The organism is Microbacterium sp. LMI1-1-1.1, assembly GCF_040815675.1.
In the GTDB taxonomy this organism is placed as follows: domain Bacteria; phylum Actinomycetota; class Actinomycetes; order Actinomycetales; family Microbacteriaceae; genus Microbacterium.
Genome location: NZ_JBFPNN010000001.1, coordinates 1,055,624 through 1,079,683, shown reverse-complemented (window position 1 = coordinate 1,079,683; position 24,060 = coordinate 1,055,624). Strand labels below are relative to the sequence as shown.

Here is a 24,060-nt window from a genome sequence, read left to right as displayed (position 1 = left end):
CCCCGCCTACGCTGGAAGCATGCAGGCCACGCGCTCCGTCCGCCCCTTCGAGGTCATCAGCGAATACTCGCCGTCGGGCGACCAGCCGCAGGCCATCGCCGACCTCGCCGCCCGCGTCAACGCCGGTGAGACCGACGTCGTCCTCCTCGGCGCGACGGGAACGGGCAAATCGGCGACGACCGCCTGGCTCGTCGAGGCCGTGCAGCGTCCGACGCTCGTGCTCGCCCACAACAAGACGCTGGCGGCGCAGCTCGCCAACGAGTTCCGCGAGCTCATGCCGAACAACGCGGTCGAGTACTTCGTGTCGTACTACGACTACTACCAGCCGGAGGCCTACGTCCCGCAGACGGACACCTTCATCGAGAAGGACTCGTCCATCAACGCCGAGGTCGAGCGCCTGCGCCACTCGACGACCAACTCGCTGCTGTCGCGTCGCGACGTCGTGGTGGTCTCGACGGTGTCCTGCATCTACGGCCTGGGTGCTCCCGAGGAGTACCTGCGGGCGATGGTGGCGCTGCAGGTGGGGGAGCGGTACGACCGCGACCAGCTCATCCGCAAGTTCATCTCCATGCAGTACAACCGCAACGACGTCGACTTCTCGCGCGGCAACTTCCGTGTCCGGGGCGACACGATCGAGATCATCCCGGTGTACGAGGAGTACGCCATCCGTATCGAGATGTTCGGCGACGAGATCGAGGCGCTGTACACGCTGCACCCGTTGACGGGCGACGTGATCCAGAAGATGGCGTCCGTGCCGATCTTCCCCGCATCGCACTACGTGGCGGGCACCGAGACGGTGCAGCGGGCGATCGGGACCATCGAGCACGAGCTCGAGGAGCGTCTGAAGGAGTTCGAGTCGCAGAACAAGCTGCTCGAGGCGCAGCGTCTGCGCATGCGCACCACGTTCGACCTCGAGATGCTCCAGCAGCTGGGCTTCTGCTCCGGCATCGAGAACTACTCGCGGCACATCGACGGGCGCATGCCCGGCGACCCGCCGCACACCCTGCTGGACTTCTTCCCCGACGACTTCCTCCTGGTGATCGACGAGTCGCACGTGACCGTGCCCCAGATCGGAGCGATGTACGAGGGTGACGCGTCGCGCAAGCGCACGCTCGTCGACCACGGCTTCCGGCTCCCGAGCGCCATGGACAACCGGCCGCTCCGGTGGGACGAGTTCAAGGACCGCGTCGGTCAGACGGTGTACCTCTCCGCGACCCCCGGCCGGTACGAGATGGGCATCGCCGACGGGGTGGTGGAGCAGATCATCCGCCCGACCGGTCTCGTCGACCCCGAGATCGTCGTCAAGCCGTCCAAGGGGCAGATCGACGACCTGCTCGAGCAGATCCGGGTGCGCGTCGACCGCGACGAGCGCGTGCTCGTCACGACGCTCACGAAGAAGATGGCCGAGGAGCTCACGGACTTCCTGGGCGAGCACGGCGTGCGGGTGCGCTACCTGCACTCCGACGTCGACACCCTGCGCCGCGTCGAGCTGCTGACGGAGCTCCGCGCGGGCACGTACGACGTCCTCGTCGGCATCAACCTCCTCCGCGAGGGCCTCGACCTGCCCGAGGTGTCGCTTGTGGCGATCCTGGATGCCGACAAGGAGGGGTTCCTGCGCAGCGGCACCTCCCTCATCCAGACGATCGGCCGCGCCGCCCGAAACGTCTCGGGCGAGGTGCACATGTACGCCGACAAGATCACCGACTCGATGCGCAACGCCATCGACGAGACCGAGCGTCGCCGCGAGAAGCAGATCGCCTACAACAAGGAGCGCGGCATCGACCCACAGCCCTTGCGCAAGAAGATCGCCGACATCACCGAGGTGCTGGCTCGGGAGGCCACCGACACCAAGAACCTGCTGTCGCGCAACGACAAGGCGGGCAAGGGCAAGTCGCCGACACCGCAGCTGCGTCGCACGGGCATCGCGGCCGAGGGCGCGGACCAGCTCGAGTCGACGATCGCCGACCTCACGCAGCAGATGCTCGCGGCGGCGGGGGAGCTGAAGTTCGAGCTCGCCGGTCGGCTGCGCGACGAGGTCCAGGACCTCAAGAAGGAGCTGCGCGCCATGGAGCGCGCCGGTCACGCCTGATCGCAGAAGCCGCCATGGATCAACGCGTCACGCTCGTCACCCTCGGTGTCGCGAACCTCGAACGCGCCATCGCCTTCTACGGCGCGCTGGGGTGGCGAGCGCACTCGTCATCGGTCGCGGGGGAGGTGGCGTTCTTCGACGCCGGGGGAATGGTCGTCGCCCTGTGGGACCGCGCGGCGCTCGCCGCGGACTCCGGTGTCGCGGACGCCGGGGGATGGGGCGGGATCACCCTCGCGCACAACGTCGGCGACGCTGCCCAGGTCGATCGGATCCTCGCGCAGGCGGAGTCCGCCGGTGCGCGGCTCGCGCGGGCCGGAGCGGAGACGCCGTGGGGCGGCTACTCCGGCGTGTTCGTCGATCCGGACGGACACCCGTGGGAGGTCGCGGTCAATCCCGGGTGGCCCCTCGATGCGCAGAGCAGACCCGTACTCGGCTGATGCCCGCGGCGTCGCGTCTCACGGGCAGTGCAGCAGCGGCTTCGGACCCGATCGGTCCACCTCGTGCTCGGTCATGGCGTGACCGCACAGGGGACACGGGCGGCCGGCGCGCGCCGGCTCCGGTGTGGTCTCGTACGGACCCACCGAGGCGGGTCCCGCCACGCGGATGAGCCGCGTGTTGAGGTATTGGTACCACCCGCCGGCCTCGCGGACACGGTCGCGCAGCGGCGGCCGGTCGGCATCCCTTCGTGTCATGATGATTAGTGTACTAACGATTCCCGGAGGTGGCGTTGTGGACGACCCGCTCGCTCTCGAGAGCCAGGTGTGCTTCGCGCTCGTCACGGCGGCGCGCAACGTGGTGGGCGTCTACCGGCCCGTGCTCGAGCCGCTCGGGCTCACTCACCCCCAGTACCTCGTCATGCTCGCGCTGTGGGAGGAGTCGCCGCGGTCGCTGGGCGCGCTCGCCGCGGCGCTGGCGATGGAGCCGGCGACGCTGTCGCCGCTGGTCAAGCGGTTGGAGGCGCAGGGCCGCGTCGTCCGCCGCCGTCGCGCCGACGACGAGCGTGTGCTCGACATCGCGCTGACCGAGGACGGGCGGGCGCTCCGCGCGCAGGCGCTGTCCGTGCCCGCCCAGATCATGCAGCGCACGGGTCTGGACGCCGCCGCCCTGGCCGCCCTGCGCGACGGCCTCGCCCCCTTCGCCGCTCCGACGCGGGACTGACCACGCGTCGGTCGGGGGAGGGGATGCCGGGAGGGGAGGAGCCGCGCCCGGGTTCTCGCCCTCCGGTCGCTTCATCTCCTCCCTCCGGCGACGCCGGGTCGCAGTTTGCGTTGGCGGTCGGGGGAGGGGATGCCGGGAGGGGAGGAGCTCCGCGCGGGTTATGGCCCTCCCGTGGCGACTTCTCCTCCCTCCAGCGACGCCGGGTCGCAGTTTGCGTTGGCGGTCGGGGGAGGGGATGCCGGGAGGGGAGGAGCTCCGCGCGGGTTCTCGCCCTCCGGTCGCTTCATCTCCTCCCTCCAGCCCCGTGCGGTCGCACATTCGTGCGCCCGGGGCGAACCCGGGGCCGATGTCGGAGGCCCGACCTAGACTTGACGGGTGCCCATCGTTCCTGTCTCCTCGCCCGGAAATACCAGCGGAAAGCTCAGCGTCCGCGGTGCCCGCGTACACAACCTGAAGAACGTCGACCTCGACATCCCGCGCGACTCGCTCGTCGTGTTCACGGGTCTGTCGGGCTCGGGCAAGTCCAGCCTCGCCTTCGACACGATCTTCGCCGAGGGTCAGCGCCGGTACGTCGAGTCCCTCAGCGCCTACGCCCGGCAGTTCCTCGGACAGGTCGACCGACCCGACGTCGACTTCATCGAGGGCCTCAGCCCGGCGGTGTCCATCGACCAGAAGTCGACGAACCGCAACCCCCGCTCGACGGTCGGCACCATCACCGAGATCCACGACTACATGCGTCTGCTGTGGGCGCGCATCGGCGTGCCCCACTGCCCGGAGTGCGGCGCCCGCATCCAGCGCCAGACGGTCCAGCAGATCGCCGACCAGCTCATGGAGCTGCCCGAGCGCACCCGCTACCAGATCGTCGCGCCGGTCGTCACGCAGAAGAAGGGCGAGTTCGTCGACCTCTTCAAGGAGCTGAGCGCCAAGGGCTACGCGCGCGCGGTCGTCGACGGCGAGCTCATCCAGCTGGCCGAGCCGCCCACCCTGAAGAAGAGCTACAAGCACGACATCGCCGTGGTGGTCGACCGCCTCGTCGCCACCGGCGACAACCTGTCCCGCGTGACCGACTCGGTCGAGACCGCGCTCGGGCTGGCCGGCGGGATCATGCAGGTCAACTTCGTCGACGAGGAGGGGGATGCCGCCTGGCAGTCCTTCTCCGAGAAGCTCGCCTGCCCCAACGGGCACCCGCTGCAGCTCACCGAGATCGAGCCGCGCACCTTCTCCTTCAACGCGCCGTTCGGCGCCTGCCCCGCGTGCTCGGGCCTCGGCACCCGCATGTCCGTCGACGTCGACCTGATGCTCGGCGACGAGGAGCTGTCCATCCGCGAGGGGGCGATCCTCCCGTGGACCACCCAGGGCAAGGGGCTGTTCCAGTACTACGAGCGGCTGCTCGAGGGGCTCGCCCGCGATCTCGACTTCTCGCTCGACACCCCGTGGAACAAGCTCTCGCGCGATGTGCAGAACGCGGTCCTGCGCGGCGAGAACTACAAGGTCACGGTCAAGTGGAAGAACCGCTACGGCCGCGAGATGCGCTACTCGTCCGGCTTCGAGGGCGTCGTCCCCTACATCGAGCGGCAGTACCTCCAGGCCGAGTCCGACACCCAGCGTCAGCGCTGGTCGGAGTACCTGCGCGAGGTGCCCTGCCCGGTCTGCGACGGCGACCGCCTCAAGCCCGAGGTGCTCGCGGTGCTCGTGCACGACACCTCCATCGCGGCGGCCTCGCGGCTCAGCCTCGCCGAGGCCCGCGAGTTCTTCTCGAAGCTCGAGCTCTCCGACCGCGAGGCCAAGATCGCCGCGGCCGTGCTGCGCGAGATCCGCGTCCGCCTGGACTTCCTCCTCCAGGTGGGGCTGAACTACCTCAGCCTGGGCCGCGCGGCCGGCACGCTCTCCGGCGGCGAGGCGCAGCGCATCCGTCTCGCGACGCAGATCGGCTCCGGCCTGACCGGCGTGCTCTACGTGCTGGACGAGCCCTCCATCGGTCTGCACCAGCGCGACAACCGCCGCCTCATCCAGACCCTCGTGACTCTGCGCGACCTGGGTAACACGCTCATCGTCGTCGAGCACGACGAGGAGACCATCCACGCCGCGGACTGGGTCGTCGACATCGGACCCCGCGCGGGCGTCGACGGCGGCAACGTCGTTCACTCCGGCCCCCTGTCGGAGCTGCTCGAGGACGATCGCTCGCTCACCGGCGCCTACCTCTCCGGTCGTCGCTCGATCGAGGCGCCGGAGAAGCGCCGCAAGATCGACAAGAAGCGTCAGGTGACCGTCGTCGGCGCCCGCGAGAACAACCTCAAGAACGTGACCGTCGACTTCCCGCTCGGCGTGCTCACGGCGGTGACCGGCGTCAGCGGCTCCGGCAAGTCCACGCTCGTCAACGGCATCCTGTACGAGGTGCTCGCCTCCAAGCTCAACGGCGCCCGTCGCGTCCCCGGCAAGCACACGCGCGTCACCGGCCTCGACAACCTCGACAAGGTGGTGCACGTCGACCAGGCGCCCATCGGCCGTACCCCGCGCTCGAACCCCGCCACGTACACGGGCGTGTTCGACCGCATCCGCACCCTCTTCAGCGAGACACCCGAGGCGAAGGTGCGCGGCTACCAGGCCGGACGCTTCAGCTTCAACGTCAAGGGCGGCCGCTGCGAGGCGTGCTCCGGCGACGGCACGCTGAAGATCGAGATGAACTTCCTTCCCGACGTCTACGTCGACTGCGAGGTCTGCCACGGCAAGCGGTACAACCGCGACACCCTGTCGGTGCACTACAAGGGCAAGAACATCGCCGAGGTGCTCGAGATGCCGATTTCGGAGGCCGCCGACTTCTTCGAGCCCATCCAGGCGATCCACCGCTACCTCAAGACGCTGGTCGACGTGGGTCTCGGCTACGTCCGTCTCGGGCAGTCGGCCACCACGCTCTCCGGCGGCGAGGCGCAGCGCGTCAAGCTCGCGACCGAGCTGCAGCGGCGGAGCAACGGCCGGTCGATCTACGTGCTGGACGAGCCGACCACCGGTCTGCACTTCGAGGACGTCTCCCTGCTGCTGAAGGTGCTGAACGGTCTCGTCGACAAGGGCAACACCGTCATCGTCATCGAGCACAACCTCGACGTCATCAAGAGCTCGGACTGGGTCATCGACCTCGGACCGGAGGGCGGCGCCGGGGGCGGCACGATCGTGGCCACGGGCACGCCCGAGCAGGTCGCCCGCGTCGAGGAGAGCCACACCGGTGCCTTCCTCGCCGAGCTGCTCGAGACCGGGCGGACCGGCGCGCAGCGCAACCTCGACGCGATCGCCGCGGAGCGCGAGCCGGAGCTGGCCGGCCAGGGAGCCTGAGCCGTGCCGACGCGAGAACGTCTGTCGCACCTCTCCTACCGTCCGGCGCCGGGCGAGATCCCCACCAACCCGGGGGTCTACCGGTTCCGCGACGCGGAGGGGCGCGTGCTGTACGTCGGCAAGGCGAAGAACCTCCGCGCGCGGCTGTCGAACTACTTCGCGCCGCTGCACTCCCTGCACGAGCGGACCCGCCGGATGGTGACGACGGCCGCGTCGGTCGAGTGGACCGTCGTGGCCAGCGACGTCGACTCGCTGCAGCTGGAGTACATGTGGATCAAGGAGTTCGATCCGCCGTTCAACGTCAAGTACCGCGACGACAAGTCCTACCCCTTCATGGCGATCACCCTCGGCGACGAGGCGCCGCGGGTCATCGTGACGCGTAACCCCAAGATCCGGGGGGCCAAGTACTTCGGGCCGTACCCGAAGGTCTGGGCGGTGCACGACACGATCGACCTGATGATCAAGGTCTTCCCCATCCGCACCTGCAGCGACTCCTCCTACAAGAAGGCGATGCAGTCCGGGCGGCCGTGCTTCCCGGGCCAGATCGGCCGCTGCGGCGGACCGTGCTCGATGAAGGTCACGATCGAGGAGCACCGCGCGGTCGTCGACGACTTCGTCGCGTTCATGGCGGGGGGCGACCAGCGCTTCGCCAAGGCCCTCACCGCGCGCATGCACGAGGCGTCGGCCGCGATGGACTACGAGGCGGCCGCCCGCTACCGCGACAAGCTGCAGGCGATCGACGCCGTCCTGGGCCGGAGCGCGCTCGTCCTGGCCTCCGACACCGACGCCGACCTCTTCGGCATCGCCGAGGACGAGCTCGCCGCGACGGTGCAGCACTTCGTCGTCCGCGGGGGCCGCGTCCGCGGGGTGCGGGCGACGACCATCGAGAAGGAGATCGACATCTCCGGCGCCGACCTCGTCGATCAGGTGCTGCAGCGCACCTACGGGGATGCCGCGGCCTCCGACATCCCGCGGCAGGTGCTCGTCCCCGAGCTCCCCGACGACGCCGAGCAGCTCGAGGCCTGGCTGCGGGAGCGCCGCGGCCGTCCCGTCTCGCTGCAGGTCGCCCAGCGCGGCCGCAAGGCGGACCTGCTCAAGACGGCGACGCTCAACGCGCAGCAGGCGCTCATGCTTCACAAGACCCGTCGCACCAGCGACTACGTCGCCCGGTCGCAGGCCCTCACCGACCTGCAGGAGGCGCTCGGTCTCGCCGAGGCGCCGCTGCGCATCGAGTGCTACGACGTCTCCCATCTCGCGGGCACCAACGTCGTGGCATCCATGGTCGTGTTCGAGGACGGTCTGCCGCGCAAGGACCAGTACCGCTCGTTCGGCGTGGCCGAGACGACCGACGACACGGACTCGCTCTACCAGGTGCTCACCCGTCGGCTGGCGTACCTCGACCGGCCGGATGAGGAGGACGAGCCCGAGACCATCCACGGCGCCATCGTCGCCGACCCCGAGAGCGACGCGGCCACCGCCGACGGCGACGTCGTCACGACCCGCAAGCGTCCCCGCTTCGCGTACCGTCCGCAGCTGCTCGTCGTCGACGGCGGGCAGCCGCAGGTGGCCGCCGCCGCCCGCGCCCTCGCCGACGCGGGACACGAGGAGATCGCCCTCTGCGGCATCGCGAAGCGCCTCGAGGAGGTCTGGCTCCCGGGGGAGGAATACCCCGTCATCCTGCCGCGCACGTCGGAGGCGCTGTACCTGCTGCAACGCCTCCGCGACGAGGCGCACCGGTTCGCCATCACCCACCAGCGCAAGAAGCGCAAGCGCGACATCTCCAGCGTGCTGGCGGAGGTGCCCGGCCTCGGCGACGCCCGCATCAAGGCGCTGCTGCGCCACTTCGGCTCGGTCACGGCTCTGAAGAACGCCGCACCCGAGGAGATCACGGCCCTGCCCGGCATCGGACCGAAGCTCGCCGAGTCGATCCACGAGCGTCTGTCTCGGTAGGCTGACACGGCGCGGACACGCGCGACGGGCACTCCGACGACGGGAACGGCGCACGCGGCGTCGCGCACCCGACGGAGCGCCGAGCGGGCGCACTCGACCAGAGGAGCGGAACCATGGAGTCGGCGAACGACGACCCCGGCGAGGTGCTGATCGTCACGGGCATGTCGGGGGCCGGCCGGTCCACCGTCGCCAACGCCCTCGAGGACCTCGACTGGTACGTGGTCGACAACCTCCCGCCGCGCATGCTGCGCCCGCTGCTCGAGCTGTCCGAGATGGCGGCCGGGGCGGTGCCGCGCGTCGCCGTCGTCGTCGACGTCCGCGGGCGGACCCTCTTCGGCGACCTCCCCGAGGCGGTGCGGACCCTGCAGGGCGGTCGGCAGGTGCGCGTGGTGTTCCTGGATGCCGCCGACGACGTGCTCGTGCGACGCTTCGAGGCCGTGCGTCGCCCGCACCCGCTGCAGGGCGAGGGCACGATCCTGGACGGCATCCGACGAGAGCGCGAACGGCTCGCGCCGCTCCGCGAGGCGGCGGACGTCGTGATCGACACGTCGACCTCGAACGTGCACCAGCTGTCGCTGCGCACCGTGGCGCTCTTCGGCGACGAGGGCGCGGCGCGCCACACCGTCACCATGATGAGCTTCGGCTTCAAGTACGGACTGCCGCCGGACGTCGACCTCGTGGCCGACATGCGCTTCCTGCCGAACCCGTTCTGGAGCGAGGACCTGCGCCCGCTCACGGGGGAGGACCCGCGCGTTCGCGAGTACGTGCTGGGGCAGGAGGGCGCGGAGGCGTTCCTCGAGGCGTACGCGGCGGCGCTACGTCCCGTGCTCGAGGGGTACCAGCGCGAGAACAAGCGCCATTCGGTCATCGCGATCGGCTGCACGGGGGGCAAGCACCGCTCCGTCGTGATGACGCGGGAACTGGCTGCACGACTGGAGGACGTGCCGGGCGTGGCCGTGCGGGTGGCTCACCGGGACCTCGGTCGCGAGTAGGCTGTACCCTTGCCCCCGCACCCCCCGACCCGAGGAGTACCGTGCCCCTGACCGCCGACGTGAAGGCCGAGCTGACCACCGTACGCGACCCGCGTCCGACGGCCCGCGTGGCGGAGCTGACCGCGATCCTGCGCTTCTCGGGGGGCCTGCACTCCATCGCCAACCGCGTCGCCGTCGAGGCCGAGCTGGACTCCGACATCCTCGCGCGCCGCGTCGCCCGCGACCTCATGGAGCTCTACGGCGTCCGTCCCGAGCTGCACCACGTGCAGGGGTCGGGCGGACGCACCGGCGGCCACTACGCCGTCCGCGTCATCGAGGCGGGGGAGACCCTGGCCCGTCAGACCGGTCTGCTCGACCAGCGTCGCCGACCCGTCCGCGGCCTGCCGAACAAGCTGACCACCGGCTCCCGCCCCGACCTCGCCGCCATCTGGCGCGGCGCGTTCCTCGCGACCGGCTCCCTCAGCGACCCGGGCCGCTCGGCCGCGCTCGAGATCTCCTGCCCGTCGTCCGAGGCGGCGATGGCCCTCGTCGGCGCCGGCCACCGCATCGGCATCCCAGCCAAGGCCCGCGAGGTGCGCGGCGTCCCGCGCGTCGTGGTGCGCGACGGCGAGGCCATCCGCGGCGCCCTGTACGAGATGGGCGCCCGTCGCACCGCCGGCGAGTGGGATCAGATGCGTCAGCGCCGCGAGGTGCGGGCGGGCGTGAACCGCCTCGTCAACTTCGACGACGCGAACCTGCGCCGCTCCGCCCAGGCCGCCGTCGCCGCATGCGCGCGCGTCGAGCGGGCGCTGGAGATCCTCGGCGACGACGTCCCCGACCACCTGCAGCAGGCCGGCGCGCTGCGCCTGGCGCACCGCGACGCGAGCCTCGACGAGCTCGGCCACCACGCCGACCCGCCCCTGACCAAGGACGCCGTGGCCGGACGCATCCGCCGACTCCTGGCGATGGCCGACAAGAAGGCGGAGGTCGAGGGCATCCCCGGCACCGAGGCGGCCGTCCCCGTCGGCGCCTCCGACTGACCCGGCCCTCCCCGAATGGATGCCTCCCGCCCGAGGCATCCATTCGTCGTTAACCACCGTCATGCGGGGAAGCAACCCCGTGGTCGGTGCGTTGGCCGTCACTAGGATGAACACGTCACCCTCGCTGCGCCGAGGTCTCGGTGCAGCGCCGATTCGGAAGTAGAGAACATGGCGAAGTACACGCTGCCCGAACTGCCCTACGACTACTCCGCGCTGGAGCCGCACATCAGCGCGACCATCATGGAGCTGCACCACAGCAAGCACCACCAGACGTACGTCAACGGGGCGAACACCACCCTCGACCTCCTCGCCGAGGCCCGCGAGAAGAACGATTTCGCCAACATCAACCGCCTGCAGAAGGACCTCGCGTTCAACCTCGGCGGTCACACCAACCACTCGATCTTCTGGACGAACCTCTCGCCCAACGGCGGCGACAAGCCGACCGGCGACCTCGAGTCGGCCATCGACGACCAGTTCGGCTCGTTCGACGCGTTCCGCGCGCAGTTCACCGCCGCCGCGCTCGGCGTCCAGGGCTCCGGCTGGGCCGGCCTGTTCTGGGACTCGATCGGCGAGAACCTGGTCATCCAGCAGTTCTTCGACCAGCAGGGTCAGATCGTCGCGGGCACCGTTCCGCTGCTCCTCCTGGACGTCTGGGAGCACGCCTACTACCTCGACTACAAGAACGTCCGCGCCGACTACGTGAAGGCGTTCTGGAACATCGCGAACTGGGCCGACGCGCAGGAGCGCTTCGCCGCCGCCCGCGAGAAGACGTCGGGTCTGCTGGTACTGTCGTAAACGGCTGGGCGTCCCGGTGGACACCCCGCCGGGACGCCGTTCCCTCCCGCGAATATCGCACTCTCGCGCACTCTCGCGCATGACTGATTCAGGAGAAATTCCGTGACCGTCAAGATCGGAATCAACGGCTTCGGCCGTATCGGACGCAACTACCTCCGCGCGGCTCTCGCGCAGGGTGCTGACCTCGACATCGTCGCGGTCAACGACCTCACCGACAACAAGACGCTGGCCCACCTGCTGAAGTACGACTCCATCACGGGTCGTCTCGACCAGGAGGTCTCGTACGACGAGGACTCGATCACCGTCGGTGGCAAGACCATCAAGGTCTTCGAGGAGCGCGACCCCGCCAACCTCCCCTGGGGCGAGCTGGGCGTCGACATCGTCATCGAGTCGACCGGTCGTTTCACCAAGGCCGAGGACGCGAAGAAGCACATCGCCGGCGGCGCCAAGAAGGTGCTCATCTCGGCCCCCGCGACCGGTGACGACGCCACGATCGTCATGGGCGTGAACGAGGACACGTACAACCCCGAGACCGACGTCATCATCTCGAACGCGTCGTGCACCACCAACTGCCTCGCGCCCCTGGCCAAGGTCTTCAACGACGCCTTCGGCATCGAGCGCGGTCTGATGACCACGGTCCACGCGTACACCGCCGACCAGAACCTGCAGGACGGCCCGCACAGCGACCTGCGCCGTGCCCGCGCCGCCGCGGTCAACATCGTCCCCACCTCGACCGGTGCGGCCAAGGCCATCGGCCTCGTCCTGCCCGAGCTCAAGGGCAAGCTCGACGGCTTCGCGCTGCGCGTGCCGATCCCCACCGGCTCGATCACCGACCTGACGGTCGAGGCCTCGCGCGAGGTCACCCTCGACGAGGTCAAGGCCGCGTACAAGGCCGCCGCCGAGGGCCCGCTCAAGGGCATCCTCAAGTACACCGAGGACGAGATCGTCTCGAGCGACATCGTCACCGACCCGCACTCGTCGATCTTCGACGCCGGTCTGCTGCGCGTCATCGGCAACCAGGTGAAGCTGTCGTCCTGGTACGACAACGAGTGGGGCTACTCGAACCGCCTCGTCGACCTCACCGAGTACGTCGCCGAGCGCCTGTAACCCTTCATGGCTCTGCGCACCCTCGATTCGCTGGGGTCGCTCGCCGGCACGCGTGTCATCGTCCGTTGTGATCTCAACGTCCCCCTGAAGGACGGGATCATCACGGACGATGGCCGCGTGCGCGCGTCGCTGCCGACCCTCAACGCACTGATCAACGCCGGCGCGCGTGTGGTCGTGTGCTCGCACCTGGGCCGCCCCGACGGGGCGCCCGACCCGAAGTACTCCCTCGAGCCGGTCGCGCAGCGCCTCTCCGAGCTCCTCGGCCAGCCGGTCGCGTTCGCGCGCGACACGGTCGGCGAGTCGGCCCGCGACGCGGTCGCGGCGCTGGAGGACGGCGAGATCGCCGTCATCGAGAACCTCCGCTTCAACGCAGGGGAGACCTCGAAGGACGAGGCCGAGCGCCAGGCGTTCGCCCGCGAGCTCGCCGCCCTCGGCGACGCGCTCGTGTCCGACGGCTTCGGCGTCGTGCACCGCAAGCAGGCCAGCGTCTACGACCTCGCGCAGATCGTGCCGTCGGCCGCGGGACTCCTCATCCAGAAGGAGCTCGAGGTCCTCGACCGCCTGACCGAGAACCCCGAGCGGCCGTACACGGTCGTCCTCGGCGGCTCCAAGGTCAGCGACAAGCTGGGCGTCATCGAGCACCTGCTCCCGCGCGTGGACAAGCTCCTCGTCGGCGGCGGCATGATGTTCACCTTCCTCGTGGCCGAGGGTCACAAGGTGGGTGCGAGCCTGCTGGAGCAGGACCAGATCGACACCGTGAAGGGCTACATCGCCACGGCGAAGGAGCGCGGCGTCGAGATCGTCCTCCCGGTCGACGCGGTCGTCGCGGCCTCGTTCTCGGCGGACGCCGAGCACGTCGTCGCCGACGCCGATGCCCTCGAGGACACCGCCTTCGGCGCGTCCGGCCTCGGCCTGGACATCGGCCCCCGCACGGCGGAGCAGTTCGCCGAGGCCATCCGCGGCTCGCGGACGGTCTTCTGGAACGGCCCGATGGGCGTGTTCGAGATGGAGGCCTTCGCGGCCGGCACCAAGACGGTGGCGCAGGCGCTGACCGAGGTCGACGGCCTGAGTGTCGTCGGCGGCGGCGACTCCGCGGCGGCCGTGCGCCAGCTCGGCTTCGCGGACGACGCCTTCGGTCACATCTCGACCGGCGGCGGCGCGAGCCTGGAGTTCCTCGAAGGCAAGAAGCTCCCCGGACTGGAGGTCCTCGGATGGCAGTGACCAGAACCCCCCTCATCGCCGGCAACTGGAAGATGAACCTCGACCATCTGCAGGCGGTCGCGTTCGTCCAGAAGCTGCACTGGACGCTGAAGGAGGCCCAGCACGACGTCGACAGCGTCGAGGTCGCGGTCTTCCCGCCGTTCACCGACCTGCGCACCGTCCAGACGCTCGTCGACGCGGACAAGATCCCGTTCGCCCTCGGCGGTCAGGACCTGTCGGCTCATGACTCCGGTGCCTACACCGGTGAGATCTCGGGTCAGTTCCTGGCCAAGCTCGACGCCCGGTACGTCATCATCGGGCACTCCGAGCGTCGTCAGTTCCACCACGAGACCGACGAGGTCGTCGCCGCCAAGACCCAGGCGGCCCTCCGTCACGGTCTGGTGCCGGTCATCTGCGTCGGCGAGACCTCGGAGGACCTCGAGAAGTTCGGCGCCAGCGCCGTGCCCGTGGGTCAGCTCGAGGTCGCGCTCGAGGGCGTGGCATCCGATGCCGACGTCGTCGTGGCGTACGAGCCGGTCTGGGCCATCGGCTCGGGCCAGGCGGCCACGCCGGACCAGGCGCAGGAGGTCTGCGCGAAGCTCCGCGCCGTCGTCGCCGACAAGCTCGGCGCCGACGCGGCCGCGCGCACGCGCGTCCTCTACGGCGGATCGGTGAAGTCGGGCAACATCGCCGGCTTCATGCGGGAGCCCGACGTCGACGGCGCGCTCGTCGGCGGCGCGAGCCTCGTGGTCGACGAGTTCGCCGCGATCATCCGCTACCAGAAGCACGTCGGGGTCTGACCGATCCCGATCCGGAACGCCCGCGGCGTCGCGCCGCGGGCGTTCCTGTGCATCCCCCGTATACTTGACGCTTGTGCGGTTCCGACGGAACCGCTGCGAAAGGCTTCGAAGTGCAGATTCTCGAGTTCGTGCTGCAGGTGTTCCTCGGCATCACCAGCCTGCTGCTGACCCTGCTCATCCTGCTCCACAAGGGGCGCGGCGGCGGTCTGTCCGACATGTTCGGCGGCGGCATGACCTCGGCCCTCGGGTCGTCCGGTCTCGCCGAGCGCAACCTCAACCGGTTCACGATCGTGCTCGCGCTGGTGTGGTTCACCACCATCGTCGGCCTCGGTCTCATCACCAAGTTCGCAGGGATCTGACATGGCTACTGGTGGCAACGCGATCCGCGGCACCCGCGTCGGTGCCGGTCCGATGGGCGAGCAGGACCACGGCTTCCACGCCGACCGCGTCGCCGTGTCGTACTGGGACGCCCTCGGCAACGAGACCGTCCGCTACTTCGCCGCCGGCATCCCCGACGACGAGATCCCCGAGACGATCGACTCCCCGCACTCGGGCCTTCCGGCCGGGCGCGACAAGAACAACCCGCCGGCGCTGTCCAAGACCGAGCCGTACAAGACGCACCTCGCGTACGTGAAGGAGCGTCGCACGGACGAGGAGGCGGCGTCCCTGCTGGACGACGCCCTGCAGCAGCTGCGCGAGCGCCGCGGTCAGTAAGACGTATCTCGAAGGGGCTGGATGCCATGGCATCCAGCCCCTTCGCCGTCTCCGGCGTCAGCGCACCGGGGTCCGGGTGACGACACGGGTCCACGGACCGGGCGGGACGTCGCGCTCGTCGACGAATGCCCAGTCGACCCGGTCGTCCTCGCCGTTCAGCTCCGCGAAACCGAGGCAGCCGTTCACCGCGGGGGAGACGTCCAGGCCCGCGCCGTTGTAGCGCGCGTTGGCGGGGCGGCGGTCGTCGTCGCCGAAGACGTAGGCCGCGTCGCGGTACTCGCCGGGGCCGGCATCCTGGATCTGCGCGTAGCAGAGCCGACCGTCCTTGTGCAGCGCCACCCAGCGGTTCTTCATGAGGCTGACGGAGCGGTCGTCGACGTCGTCCGCGTACGCCGGCTCACCCGCCCAGGGGACGACGTCGCCACGCGCGGCGAACGCCTCGTCGTCGTTGACGTCGTCGAACGGCAGATCGAGGTAGAACGGGTTCTCGCGCGGGGTCATACGGGTGGGGAAGAAGCCGTCCTCGGCGGTGCGCGGCTCCGTGCGGCACTCCCCGTCGACCTCGACGCCGTCGCAGCCGCCGTAGGATTCGAGCCAGTCCGTGTCGTACGCGGAGATGCGCTGGCTGCCGTCGTCGGCTGCCGGGTCGAACACCTCGCCGACCCAGAAGGTCGTGGCCACGATGTCCGTGTGCCAGGGGTAGCCGGTGTCGGGGAGGTCCCGCGGCGTCGCCCCGCACCCGGACGCCGGAACGGCGGCGAGCATCACCAGGGATGCCGCCGCCGTCCGGGCGAGTCGCCTCCTCACTCGGTCAGGTCACTCTCGGTGGGTCGGAAGACCTCCACCTGCGTGCTCGGGGCCGGCGCCGACGTCCGGGCCTGCGGCGCCGTCTGCGTGGCCGCGACGACGGGTGGCGCGCCCGCGCTGTCGTAGAGGGCCAGGTCGTCCGTGCGCAGCGTGCCGTTGCCGAAGATGGTGAGCGCGAAGCTGATCCCCGTCGAGCCGGACGGGATCGCCGGTGTGGTCCAGTCCGCCTGGCTCCAGCCCGCCGACGCGGCGAACCAGGGGCTCGACGTCCAGTACGACCACGCACCGGTGCTCGACCGCAGGTACACCGCGAACTGCGTCACCCCGCTGGACTGGTACCAGCTGCGCAGGGCGTACGTCCGGCCGGCGGTGACGGTGGGGGAGCACTGCCCCAGGTCGAACTGCGGCAGCAGCTTGGCGTCCCCGTCGGCGTACCCCGTCATGGTGATGCCGCTGGCGACGCTCCCGCCGTGGGCGGGCGCCCCGGTGGAGAAGGCGGGGGAGTTCGACCCGTAGCCGCCGCGCATCCAGCAGCTCGGCTGCCCGTCGGCGCCGAGCGTCTCCAGGCCGGGGTTGACGACGCCGTTGGTCGATCCGGTCGGGGCGGGCACGGCCGGCCCGTCGACGAGCGGCTTCGCGGCCCCGCCGACGACGTCGCCGACGGTCCGCACCACGGTGCCGGCCGCTTGACGGCCCTTCAGCCACGCCGCGAACTGGGCGAACACGGTCGGGGTGACGGCCAGGTCGCTGCAGGCGTTCGCGCAGACGTCGTGGAAGGTGTACTGCACCCAGCCGCCGCCGTTGCGCTCGGCGTTCAGCACACCCTGCTTCAGGTCGGCGAGGGTCCAGGTCTTGTCGACCTGATCCAGGGCGCGGAGCGCGCGGGGATCGGCCGGCGGGATCGATTCCGCGTAGCTGCACTGGTCGCAGCCGAACCGGCTGCGGATGTCGCCGAGCAGTCGTCCGCTGCTGTATCCGCAGTCGGCCACCGCCTGCTCGACCTGCGGCGTGCTCGAGGCGAAGGGGTAGGCGAAGCTGCGGACCGTGAACCCCCACGATGCGAGGTTCTTGCGGTCGGTGCAGATCTGCCGTCTCGCCTCGTCGACGCTGATCTGGGCGAGGTCGGGGTGGTTGACGGTGTGGCCGCCGATCTCGTGCCCGGCGTTCTTCAACCCGGTCAGGTCCGCGCGGGTCATGTACCCGGCGGCGCCGATGAAGCCCGAGGGGACGTAGAACGTCGCCTTCAGCCCGGTGCTCCGCAGGGCGGGCAGGGCGTTCAGCTGCGAGGCGTTGGCATCGTCGAACGTGAGGCTGACGACGGTCCGCGTCGCCGCCGCGGCGGGCTCGGGGGCGAGGACGGTGAGCCCGCCGACGCTCAGGGCGAGCGCGGCGACGGCGGCCAGCGCCGCGGCGAGCCGGGCGCCGGGGGAACGGGACGCGGCGATCCGGGCCCGGGGGGAACGCTGTTCCATCAGATCACTCCCCGGAACGCGCCGGCGCCGGCCAACGGCATGGCATCCGATCCGAGCCGTTCCCGCGAGAGCAGGTCGGCGGCGACGCGCATGATCGTCGTCGTGAGGGACGTGTGCGGCTCGTACCCGACGAGCGCATGCGCCTTGCTGTTGTCGGGCACGCGGCGGCGCATGTCCTCGAAACCGGGCGCGTAGGCCTGTGCATAGGGGATGAGCGAGATCTCGCTGCGGCTGTCGAGCGTGCGGACGATCTCCTGCGCCAGGTCGAGGATCGAGATCTCCCGCGCCCCGCCGAGGTTGTACGCCTCGCCGCGGGCGCGGGGGTCGCGCTCGATCCGGACCATCGCCGGCACGACGTCCTCGACGGCGGAGAAGCAGCGGGTCTGCCGTCCGTCGCCGAACACCGTCAGCGGCTGACCGCGCAGGGCCTGTCCGACGAGGTTGGGGAACACCATGCCGTAGCGACCGGTCTGCCGCGGCCCGACCGTGTTGAACAGGCGGACGATCGACACATCGAGGTCCTCCTGGTCGCAATACGCCTTCGCGAAGGCCTCGTCGATGCCCTTGGCGCCGGCGTACGTCCACCGCGACAGCAGCGGGTCCCCGAGGATCCGGTCCGAGTCCTCGCGCAGGCGGTCCGCGGTGTTCTTGCCGTAGACCTCGCTCGTGGACACCAGGAGGACCGACGCCTCCTGCTCGATCGCGGCGGTCAGCACGTTCTCGGTGCCGTGGATGTTGATGCGCAGGCCGCGCAGCGGCTGCTCGACGATGAGCTTCACGCCCACGGCGGCGGCGAGGTGGAACACGCGGTCGCACGTCGCCATCGCCGAGCGCACGGTCTGCGGGTTCAGGATCGACCCGTGGATCATCTGCAGTCGGGGGTGGTCGGCGACCGCGGCCAGGTTGCGCGCGGACCCGGTGGACAGGTCGTCGAGGACGACGACGTCGTCGCCCAGGTGCAGCAGGTGCTCGACGAGGTGACTGCCGACGAAGCCGGCGCCTCCGGTGACGAGGGTTCTCATGCGGATCTCCTCCGAGGTGGGGATGGGCGCGGTGGCGGGAGCCGGGTCCGCGTCGGGGGGAAGGACGTCGTCGGTCACAGCAGCACCCGTCCCACGAGGTCGTCGCTGCGGTAGGTGCCGTCGAGGACGACGGCGTCGGCCTCGATCCAAGTGAGGTCGGCGTCCTGGTGGCGGGTGTGCACGAGCACGACGTCCGGGTGGAAGACGCCCGGGTCGGCGAGGGAGTCCCGGGCGCGGCCGGAGGCGAGATCGACATGCGGGGCGTGGGTGTCGACGTACTGCACCTCCGCGCCGAGGTCGAGGAGGCCGTCGATGATCTCCAGCGCGGGCGACTCGCGCAGGTCGGACACGTCGGGCTTGTAGGTCACCCCGACGACGAGCACCCGCGCCCCGAGCGTGCCCTTGCCCGCCCGCCCGAGGACGTCCCGGACCCGGTCGACCACGCGACCGGGCCGGGCGGCGATGCGGGTCATGGCCTGCGTGATGACGCCCGCGTCGACGCGGAGCGCGCGCAGCTGCCACAGCAGGTAGTGCGGGTCGCACGGGATGCAGTGCCCGCCGACCCCCGGGCCGGGGTAGAACGCCATGAACCCGTACGGCTTCGTGCTCGCCGCCTCGATCACCTCGGTGATGGGCACGTCCAGCGCGCCGCAGATGTCGGCGAACTCGTTGGCGAGCGCGATGTTCACGGCGCGGAAGGTGTTCTCGAGCAGCTTGGTCATCTCGGCCGTCGCGAGGCTCGACACGCGGTGCACCCGAGCGGCGTACCGCGACAGCAGTCTCGCCCCCTCCTCCTCGCACTGCGGCGTGGCGCCGCCGACCACCCGGGGCACGGCCTCCTGAGCGATGCCGATGTTGCCGGGGTCGATGCGCTCGGCGCTGAAGGTGACGAACACGTCGCTGCCGATGTGCAGCCCGCGGGCGCGCAGCGGCTCCTCGACGAGGTCGTGGGTGCAGCCGACGTAGGTGGTCGAGGTCAGCATGATGAGCTGACCGGGACGGGCGGCGGCGACGACGGTGGCGCACGCCGCCCGCAGCGGCACGAGGTCGGGCACCTGCTGGTGGTCGACGGGGGTGGGGACGCAGACGATGACGGCCGCGGCGCGCGACAGCTCCGTCGCGTCGGTGGTCAGGCGGAACCCCTTGGGGGTGCGGAGCGCGTCCTCGAGCCGGCCCCGGTCGGAGTCGATGAGGTCGGCCGCCCGCGACGCGATGACCCGGAGCCGCTTCGGCGAGGCGTCCAGCGCGAGCACCCGCGACCCCGCCGCGAAGTACGCGAGGGCGGTCGGAAGCCCGACGTAGCCGAGGCCGACGATCGCGACGTCGAAGTCGAACGCCTCACGGACGGTCAGAGTGGGCGGCAGGGCGTCGATCGAAACGTCGGCGCGGACATCGAGAGTGGACATGCTCATCCTTCTGGCGGGGTCCGAGGGAGCGCGGGGGAAAGCAGCGCCCCCTCGGACGATCGGGTGGTATGCGGCGGGGCCGTCCGATTCGGGTGACGGCCCGCCGCTCACATTGATCCCGTCACCGGCCGGCGGTCAACGTCCGCCGGCACATCGTGCGGGTTGCCGAAGACCGCATCCGGACGTGCGTGAAACCGCAACCGCCTCTGTGGTCGCGCGGCGCCGGGCGTCGCGTACCGTCGTCGTGATCGGAAGGGAGGGATGCCATGACCGCCGGCCTCGCCCTGCTCGTCGCGGTCTGCACGGTCGGCGTGTCGACGCTGGTGTGGGGCGTCGCCGCCATGTGCCGGCTGCTGCGCGAGACGCGGGAGCCGGGGCTGCTCACCCCGTCGATGTACTACCGCGCCGACGAGGTCGCGATCCTCATCGCGGCGCACGACGAGGAGCTGGTCATCGCCGACGCCGTCGCCGCCGCCCGTCGTCTGGTGCCCGCCCGGAACGTGTTCGTCGTGTCGGACGGCTCGAACGATGCGACGGTCGAGGTCGCCCGCGCGGCGGGGGCGACCGCGTGGGATCTCTTCCCCAACCGCGGCAAGGCCGGCGCCATCCGCGCGGGCCTGCAGCAGTTCCGCATCGCCGAGCGCTTCCCGCTGCTCATGCTGCTGGACGCCGACTCCCGCCCCCGCCCCGACTACCTGCGGACCGGGTTGCCGCTGTTCACCGACGACGGCGTCGTGGCCGTGGCGGGGCGCGCGACCACCGCGGCCGACGCTCCCGCCACCCGCATGGGCGCGTTCCTCACGGCGTACCGCGAGCGCACGTACGTCTGCACCCAGTACCTGCACAAGTTCGGCCAGGCGGCCCGGGCGACGGATGCCGTGGCGATCGTGCCCGGGTTCGCGAGCCTGTACCGCACCGACATCCTGGACCGCGTGGACATCGACGCGCCGGGCCTGTCCATCGAGGACTTCAACATGACGTTCGAGGTGCACGCCAAGCGCCTCGGCCGGATCGCCTTCCACCCGGAGTGCGCGATCGCGGAGACCCAGGACCCCGCGGTCCTCCGCGACTACTCGGCGCAGGTGCGCCGCTGGAGCCTGGGGTTCTGGCAGACCGTGCGGCGTCACGGGCTCCGCCGCGGGGTGTTCTGGGCGTCCGTGGGCGTGTTCGCCGTCGAGACCGTCGTCTCCAGCGTCGTGCTGGCAGCCGTGCTCCCCGTGATCGCGCTCGACGCGCTCGCCGCCCTCGCGGCGGCGATGCTGCCGGGCGCGGCGGGAGCGGGGGCGGCGGCCGTCGCAGCGGTGATCCCGTCGGGGGCGCTCGCCGGGGGCTTCGTGCTCGTCGACCTCACGATGACCGGTTTCGTCTGCGTCCTCGCGCGCGAGCGGCCGCGGCCGTCGATGCTGCTCTATCCCGCGATGCGGGTGTGGGATGCGGTGCTGTGCCTCCGGGCGCTGGTCACGGCGCCGGGGCGTCCTTCCGACGGCCGGTGGCGGAGCCCCGACCGTCGCGCCGCCGTCGCGGACGCCGCGCCGGCCCCGCCGCCGTCCGGCGGCCCGGTGCCATCGCCCGCCGTACCGGCCGCACCGTCGCCGTCCGCACCGTCGCCCGCCGTGCCGACCCGCTGACGCCGCGCCCGATCACTCCTCGGCGGCCGTGCGGCTGACCCGCGACACGAGCTGCACCCGCGACGACACCCCCAGCTTGCGGTAAATGTTCGTCAGCCGCAGCTCGACGGTCCGCAGCGACACGAAGAGCGTCGACGCGATCTCGCGGTTGCGCATGCCACGGCCGACGAGGACGACGACCTCCTGCTCCTGCGCGGTGAGGCTGCGCGTGTGCGGCGCCCGGGCGGCGGGCGCGGGCCGGCGGGACTCGGACGGCAGGCAGCGCTCCCGCGCGGCGATCAGGCGCAGATGCTCGTCGGGTGCGTCGTCCGTGCGGTAGACGTCCTCGGCCTCCCGGAAGGCGGTCGATCCGGCCTCGGCGGAGCGGCAGACGGCACGGGCGCGAGCCACGGCGAGAGTGGTCCACCGGCGGGGGTGGCGGGCGGCATCCCGTTCCAAGCGCGTCAGCTCGACCCGGGCCTCCGCCCGGCGGCCGTCGAGCCACAGCGCCTCGATGAGATCCGCGTCCACGCGCACCATCGACGGGTCGTCGCACGGCGACGCGTCGCGGGCGGCCTGCAGCGCGAGCACCGCATCCGCGTACCGCCCGTCGGCCAGTGCCCGGCCGCCGTCGATCACCCCGAAGGCCGGGAGAAGGGCCGGCGTCCCCTCCCGTCGGCACAGCGCCCGCCCGCGCCGGACGAGGCCGTCGACGTCGCCGCCGTCCGGATCGAGCGCGGCGGCCCCCGCCAGCAGCAGCACGCTCGCCGCGTCGGGAGAACGGCCCGGCAGCCACTCGCGCCGCCACGCGGACACGGCGTCGCGGGCGGCGGACGCGTCGCCGGCACGGACCTCCGTCGACACGAGCCTCGCCAGGACGCGCTCGCGCCAGAGCGGGGGGAGCCGGGGCGTCCGGTCCAGCAGCGCCCACGCCAGGTGGCGCGCGGCGGCGTAGTCCTCGGCCAGCTCGTGGACGGTGATCATGAGGTGCGCCTCCTCGATCGGCGCATCCGGTCCGACCGGGGTGGCGATCGCGGCGGAGCCCGCGGCGTCCGTCGGCGGGGGGAGGCATCCCGTCTCCTCGAGGATGCGGGTCAGGAGCGCGATCTCGAGCGAGGCGACGCCGCGTTCGTGCGCCTCGGCGACGCGTTCGGTGGCCTGATCGAGCTCGCCCCGGCCGATGCGCAGACCGGCGGCCTCGGCGAGGATCCGCTCGGCGTCCCCCGCGCTGCTGCCGCCGAGGGCGTGGTCGACGACGGTGTCGTCCACCACGTGGTCCACGACGGCCGTCGCCCGGAGCTGAGCGAGCGCCGCGCGGGCGCGGGCGTGCGCGTCGGCCGGGTCGTCGGCGCGCCGCAGGTAGTGCTGGCCGAGGACGAAATGACCGTGCCGCACCAGCGCATCGCCGAGGTCGACGAGGCACCGGGTCCGCCCGTCCGTGTCCAGACTGTCCCGCAGGCCGCGCTCGGCGAACTCCACCGCGGACGAGGGGTCCCCGAGTCGGGCCAGGTCCGCGGCGGCCTCCAGGAGGGCGACCCCCGCGCCGGCGGCGGGGGCGAGGAAGCTCTCATGCCACCGGCGGGTCGCGGGGGACGCCACCGTGTGGGCCGACGCCGCCCGGGCGTGCAGACGCCTGCGCTCCTCCGCGGGCAGCGCGGCGTGCAGCCGCAGCCTCTCGGCGGGGTCGGCGATGCGCGCGAGGCCGCCCCGCACCGCGACGACCCCGCTCTCGATGAGGTCGTCGAGCTCGGCGTCCATCGTGCCCGCCTCGTCGCGCAGACGATCGAGGTCGAACACCGGCCCGATCGACAGCAGGTCCATCACGTCGCCCGCGACGCCCGCGGGGGACGACCGTCGTCCGCGGCGCCCGCGCGCCCCCTCCTCGTCGCTCAGGCGGAGGGGCAGGGGGAGGGGCTCCGCGCCGGACGCCTCGTCCGGCGTGAGCCGCACGCGCCCGATCACCCCCGGATTGCCGCCGGTGAAGGCCGCGACGATGTGCAGCACGGCTCGGACCGCTCCCGGGCCGAGCAGCGAGCGGGCGAGGTCGACGGACTCCTCGAACGCCAACGGCGCGATCTCCGCGTGCGCGAGTCCCGTGAAGGCGTGGCGGCCCTCGAGCCGGCCGACGGTGGCCAGCAGGCTGATGCCGGTGCCGCGCAGACGGCCGAAGACGTACGACAGGACCGTGATGCTCGCGGCATCCATGTCGTCGAGGTCATCGACGACCAGCACGCAGGGCTCGTCGTGGACGAGGTGAAGCGTGCGGCTGAGCTCCTCGGCGAGCAGATGCTCGGGCCAGTCCCGCCCGCGGCCGAGCAGCCCGTCGACGGCCGCCCCGCGTGCGCCGCCGAGCGCCGAGGCCACCGCGGACAGGCCGGAGTACGGCCACAGCCGCTCGTTCGGGCTGGCGACCACGACGACCGTGTCGTGCTCCTCGGCGATCTGCCGCATCAGTGCGGACTTGCCGACGCCGGGCCCTCCCACGAACAGGCACGCGGCCCCCACCCGCGAATCGATGATGCTCTGCGCGATCCAGATCTCTCGTTGACGACCGAAAAATGGCATCCGAACGCTCCCAACTGCGTCGGCCGGTCG

The 24,060-nt window shown here is 71.3% G+C and carries 20 protein-coding genes; 14 read left to right on the top strand and 6 right to left on the bottom strand.

What is annotated here, in order from left to right; genetic code table 11:
* Window positions 1-19 precede the first annotated feature (19 nt).
* Entirely contained in the window at window positions 20-2,089 is a 2,070-nt protein-coding gene (gene uvrB / locus MRBLMI1_RS05035; protein WP_367727077.1) for an excinuclease ABC subunit UvrB, read from the top strand.
* A gap of 14 nt (window positions 2,090-2,103) precedes the next feature.
* Window positions 2,104-2,526: a VOC family protein gene (locus MRBLMI1_RS05030; protein WP_367727075.1), complete on the top strand. Its 423-nt coding sequence runs from the start codon at window positions 2,104-2,106 to the stop codon at window positions 2,524-2,526.
* An 18-nt stretch (window positions 2,527-2,544) separates the two neighbouring features.
* Here the strand turns inward: MRBLMI1_RS05030 and MRBLMI1_RS05025 are convergent, their stop codons facing one another.
* Entirely contained in the window at window positions 2,545-2,781 is a 237-nt protein-coding gene (locus tag MRBLMI1_RS05025) for a hypothetical protein (RefSeq protein WP_367727074.1), read from the bottom strand.
* Between the two features lies 1 nt (window position 2,782).
* Here MRBLMI1_RS05025 and MRBLMI1_RS05020 point away from each other — a divergent pair, with 1 nt between their 5' ends.
* From MRBLMI1_RS05020 to MRBLMI1_RS04970, 11 genes are all read left to right on the top strand, one after another.
* The gene (locus MRBLMI1_RS05020) at window positions 2,783-3,247 is read left to right on the top strand and encodes a MarR family winged helix-turn-helix transcriptional regulator (protein WP_367727072.1); all 465 of its coding nucleotides are present in this window, start codon (window positions 2,783-2,785) and stop codon (window positions 3,245-3,247) included.
* A gap of 375 nt (window positions 3,248-3,622) precedes the next feature.
* Complete coding sequence (gene uvrA, locus MRBLMI1_RS05015; RefSeq protein ID WP_367727071.1) at window positions 3,623-6,574, top strand: excinuclease ABC subunit UvrA; 2,952 nt, start codon at window positions 3,623-3,625, stop codon at window positions 6,572-6,574.
* Window positions 6,575-6,577: 3 nt separating this feature from the next.
* Complete coding sequence (gene uvrC / locus MRBLMI1_RS05010) at window positions 6,578-8,524, top strand: excinuclease ABC subunit UvrC (protein WP_367727070.1); 1,947 nt, start codon at window positions 6,578-6,580, stop codon at window positions 8,522-8,524.
* 113 nt (window positions 8,525-8,637) lie between these two features.
* Complete coding sequence (rapZ, locus tag MRBLMI1_RS05005; protein WP_367727069.1) at window positions 8,638-9,516, top strand: RNase adapter RapZ; 879 nt, start codon at window positions 8,638-8,640, stop codon at window positions 9,514-9,516.
* A 41-nt stretch (window positions 9,517-9,557) separates the two neighbouring features.
* Window positions 9,558-10,535: a DNA-binding protein WhiA gene (gene whiA / locus MRBLMI1_RS05000; protein ID WP_367727068.1), complete on the top strand. Its 978-nt coding sequence runs from the start codon at window positions 9,558-9,560 to the stop codon at window positions 10,533-10,535.
* Window positions 10,536-10,703: 168 nt separating this feature from the next.
* On the top strand, window positions 10,704-11,330 hold the full coding sequence (locus MRBLMI1_RS04995) for a superoxide dismutase (RefSeq protein WP_367727067.1): 627 nt from the start codon (window positions 10,704-10,706) through the stop codon (window positions 11,328-11,330).
* Window positions 11,331-11,432: 102 nt separating this feature from the next.
* On the top strand, window positions 11,433-12,437 hold the full coding sequence (gene gap / locus MRBLMI1_RS04990) for a type I glyceraldehyde-3-phosphate dehydrogenase (RefSeq protein WP_367727066.1): 1,005 nt from the start codon (window positions 11,433-11,435) through the stop codon (window positions 12,435-12,437).
* A 6-nt stretch (window positions 12,438-12,443) separates the two neighbouring features.
* On the top strand, window positions 12,444-13,658 hold the full coding sequence (locus tag MRBLMI1_RS04985; RefSeq protein WP_367727065.1) for a phosphoglycerate kinase: 1,215 nt from the start codon (window positions 12,444-12,446) through the stop codon (window positions 13,656-13,658).
* On the top strand, window positions 13,649-14,437 hold the full coding sequence (gene tpiA / locus MRBLMI1_RS04980; protein ID WP_367727063.1) for a triose-phosphate isomerase: 789 nt from the start codon (window positions 13,649-13,651) through the stop codon (window positions 14,435-14,437). The genes MRBLMI1_RS04985 and tpiA overlap by 10 nt, the downstream gene beginning before the upstream one ends.
* Before the next feature lie 110 nt (window positions 14,438-14,547).
* Window positions 14,548-14,796, top strand: a complete 249-nt coding sequence (secG, locus tag MRBLMI1_RS04975; protein ID WP_367727062.1) for a preprotein translocase subunit SecG — start codon at window positions 14,548-14,550, stop codon at window positions 14,794-14,796.
* A gap of 1 nt (window position 14,797) precedes the next feature.
* Window positions 14,798-15,151 carry an RNA polymerase-binding protein RbpA gene (locus tag MRBLMI1_RS04970; RefSeq protein WP_138172458.1) on the top strand — a complete coding sequence of 118 codons (354 nt, stop codon included), beginning with the start codon at window positions 14,798-14,800 and terminating at the stop codon, window positions 15,149-15,151.
* 57 nt (window positions 15,152-15,208) lie between these two features.
* On the opposite strand, the gene MRBLMI1_RS04965 is transcribed toward MRBLMI1_RS04970, so the two are convergent.
* From MRBLMI1_RS04965 to MRBLMI1_RS04950, 4 genes are read right to left on the bottom strand one after another with little or no spacing between them, the layout of a single operon-like run.
* Window positions 15,209-15,958: a hypothetical protein gene (locus MRBLMI1_RS04965; protein ID WP_367727061.1), complete on the bottom strand. Its 750-nt coding sequence runs from the start codon at window positions 15,956-15,958 to the stop codon at window positions 15,209-15,211.
* A complete protein-coding gene (locus tag MRBLMI1_RS04960) occupies window positions 15,955-17,430 on the bottom strand; it encodes a polysaccharide deacetylase family protein (RefSeq protein WP_367727060.1) in 1,476 nt (491 codons plus the stop codon). Before MRBLMI1_RS04960 ends, MRBLMI1_RS04965 begins: the two co-directional genes overlap by 4 nt.
* Window positions 17,430-18,530, bottom strand: coding sequence for an NAD-dependent epimerase/dehydratase family protein (locus MRBLMI1_RS04955; protein ID WP_367727059.1), 1,101 nt, complete (start codon window positions 18,528-18,530; stop codon window positions 17,430-17,432). Before MRBLMI1_RS04955 ends, MRBLMI1_RS04960 begins: the two co-directional genes overlap by 1 nt.
* Window positions 18,527-19,858 (bottom strand): nucleotide sugar dehydrogenase, encoded by a 1,332-nt coding sequence (locus MRBLMI1_RS04950; protein ID WP_367727058.1) that lies wholly within the window; start codon window positions 19,856-19,858, stop codon window positions 18,527-18,529. Before MRBLMI1_RS04950 ends, MRBLMI1_RS04955 begins: the two co-directional genes overlap by 4 nt.
* Window positions 19,859-20,124: 266 nt before the next feature.
* On the opposite strand from MRBLMI1_RS04950, the gene MRBLMI1_RS04945 reads away from it, so the two are divergent.
* Window positions 20,125-21,486 (top strand): glycosyltransferase family 2 protein, encoded by a 1,362-nt coding sequence (locus MRBLMI1_RS04945; protein ID WP_367727056.1) that lies wholly within the window; start codon window positions 20,125-20,127, stop codon window positions 21,484-21,486.
* 12 nt (window positions 21,487-21,498) lie between these two features.
* Here the strand turns inward: MRBLMI1_RS04945 and MRBLMI1_RS04940 are convergent, their stop codons facing one another.
* The gene (locus MRBLMI1_RS04940) at window positions 21,499-24,030 is read right to left on the bottom strand and encodes a helix-turn-helix transcriptional regulator (protein ID WP_367727055.1); all 2,532 of its coding nucleotides are present in this window, start codon (window positions 24,028-24,030) and stop codon (window positions 21,499-21,501) included.
* Between the last annotated feature and the right edge of the window lie 30 nt (window positions 24,031-24,060).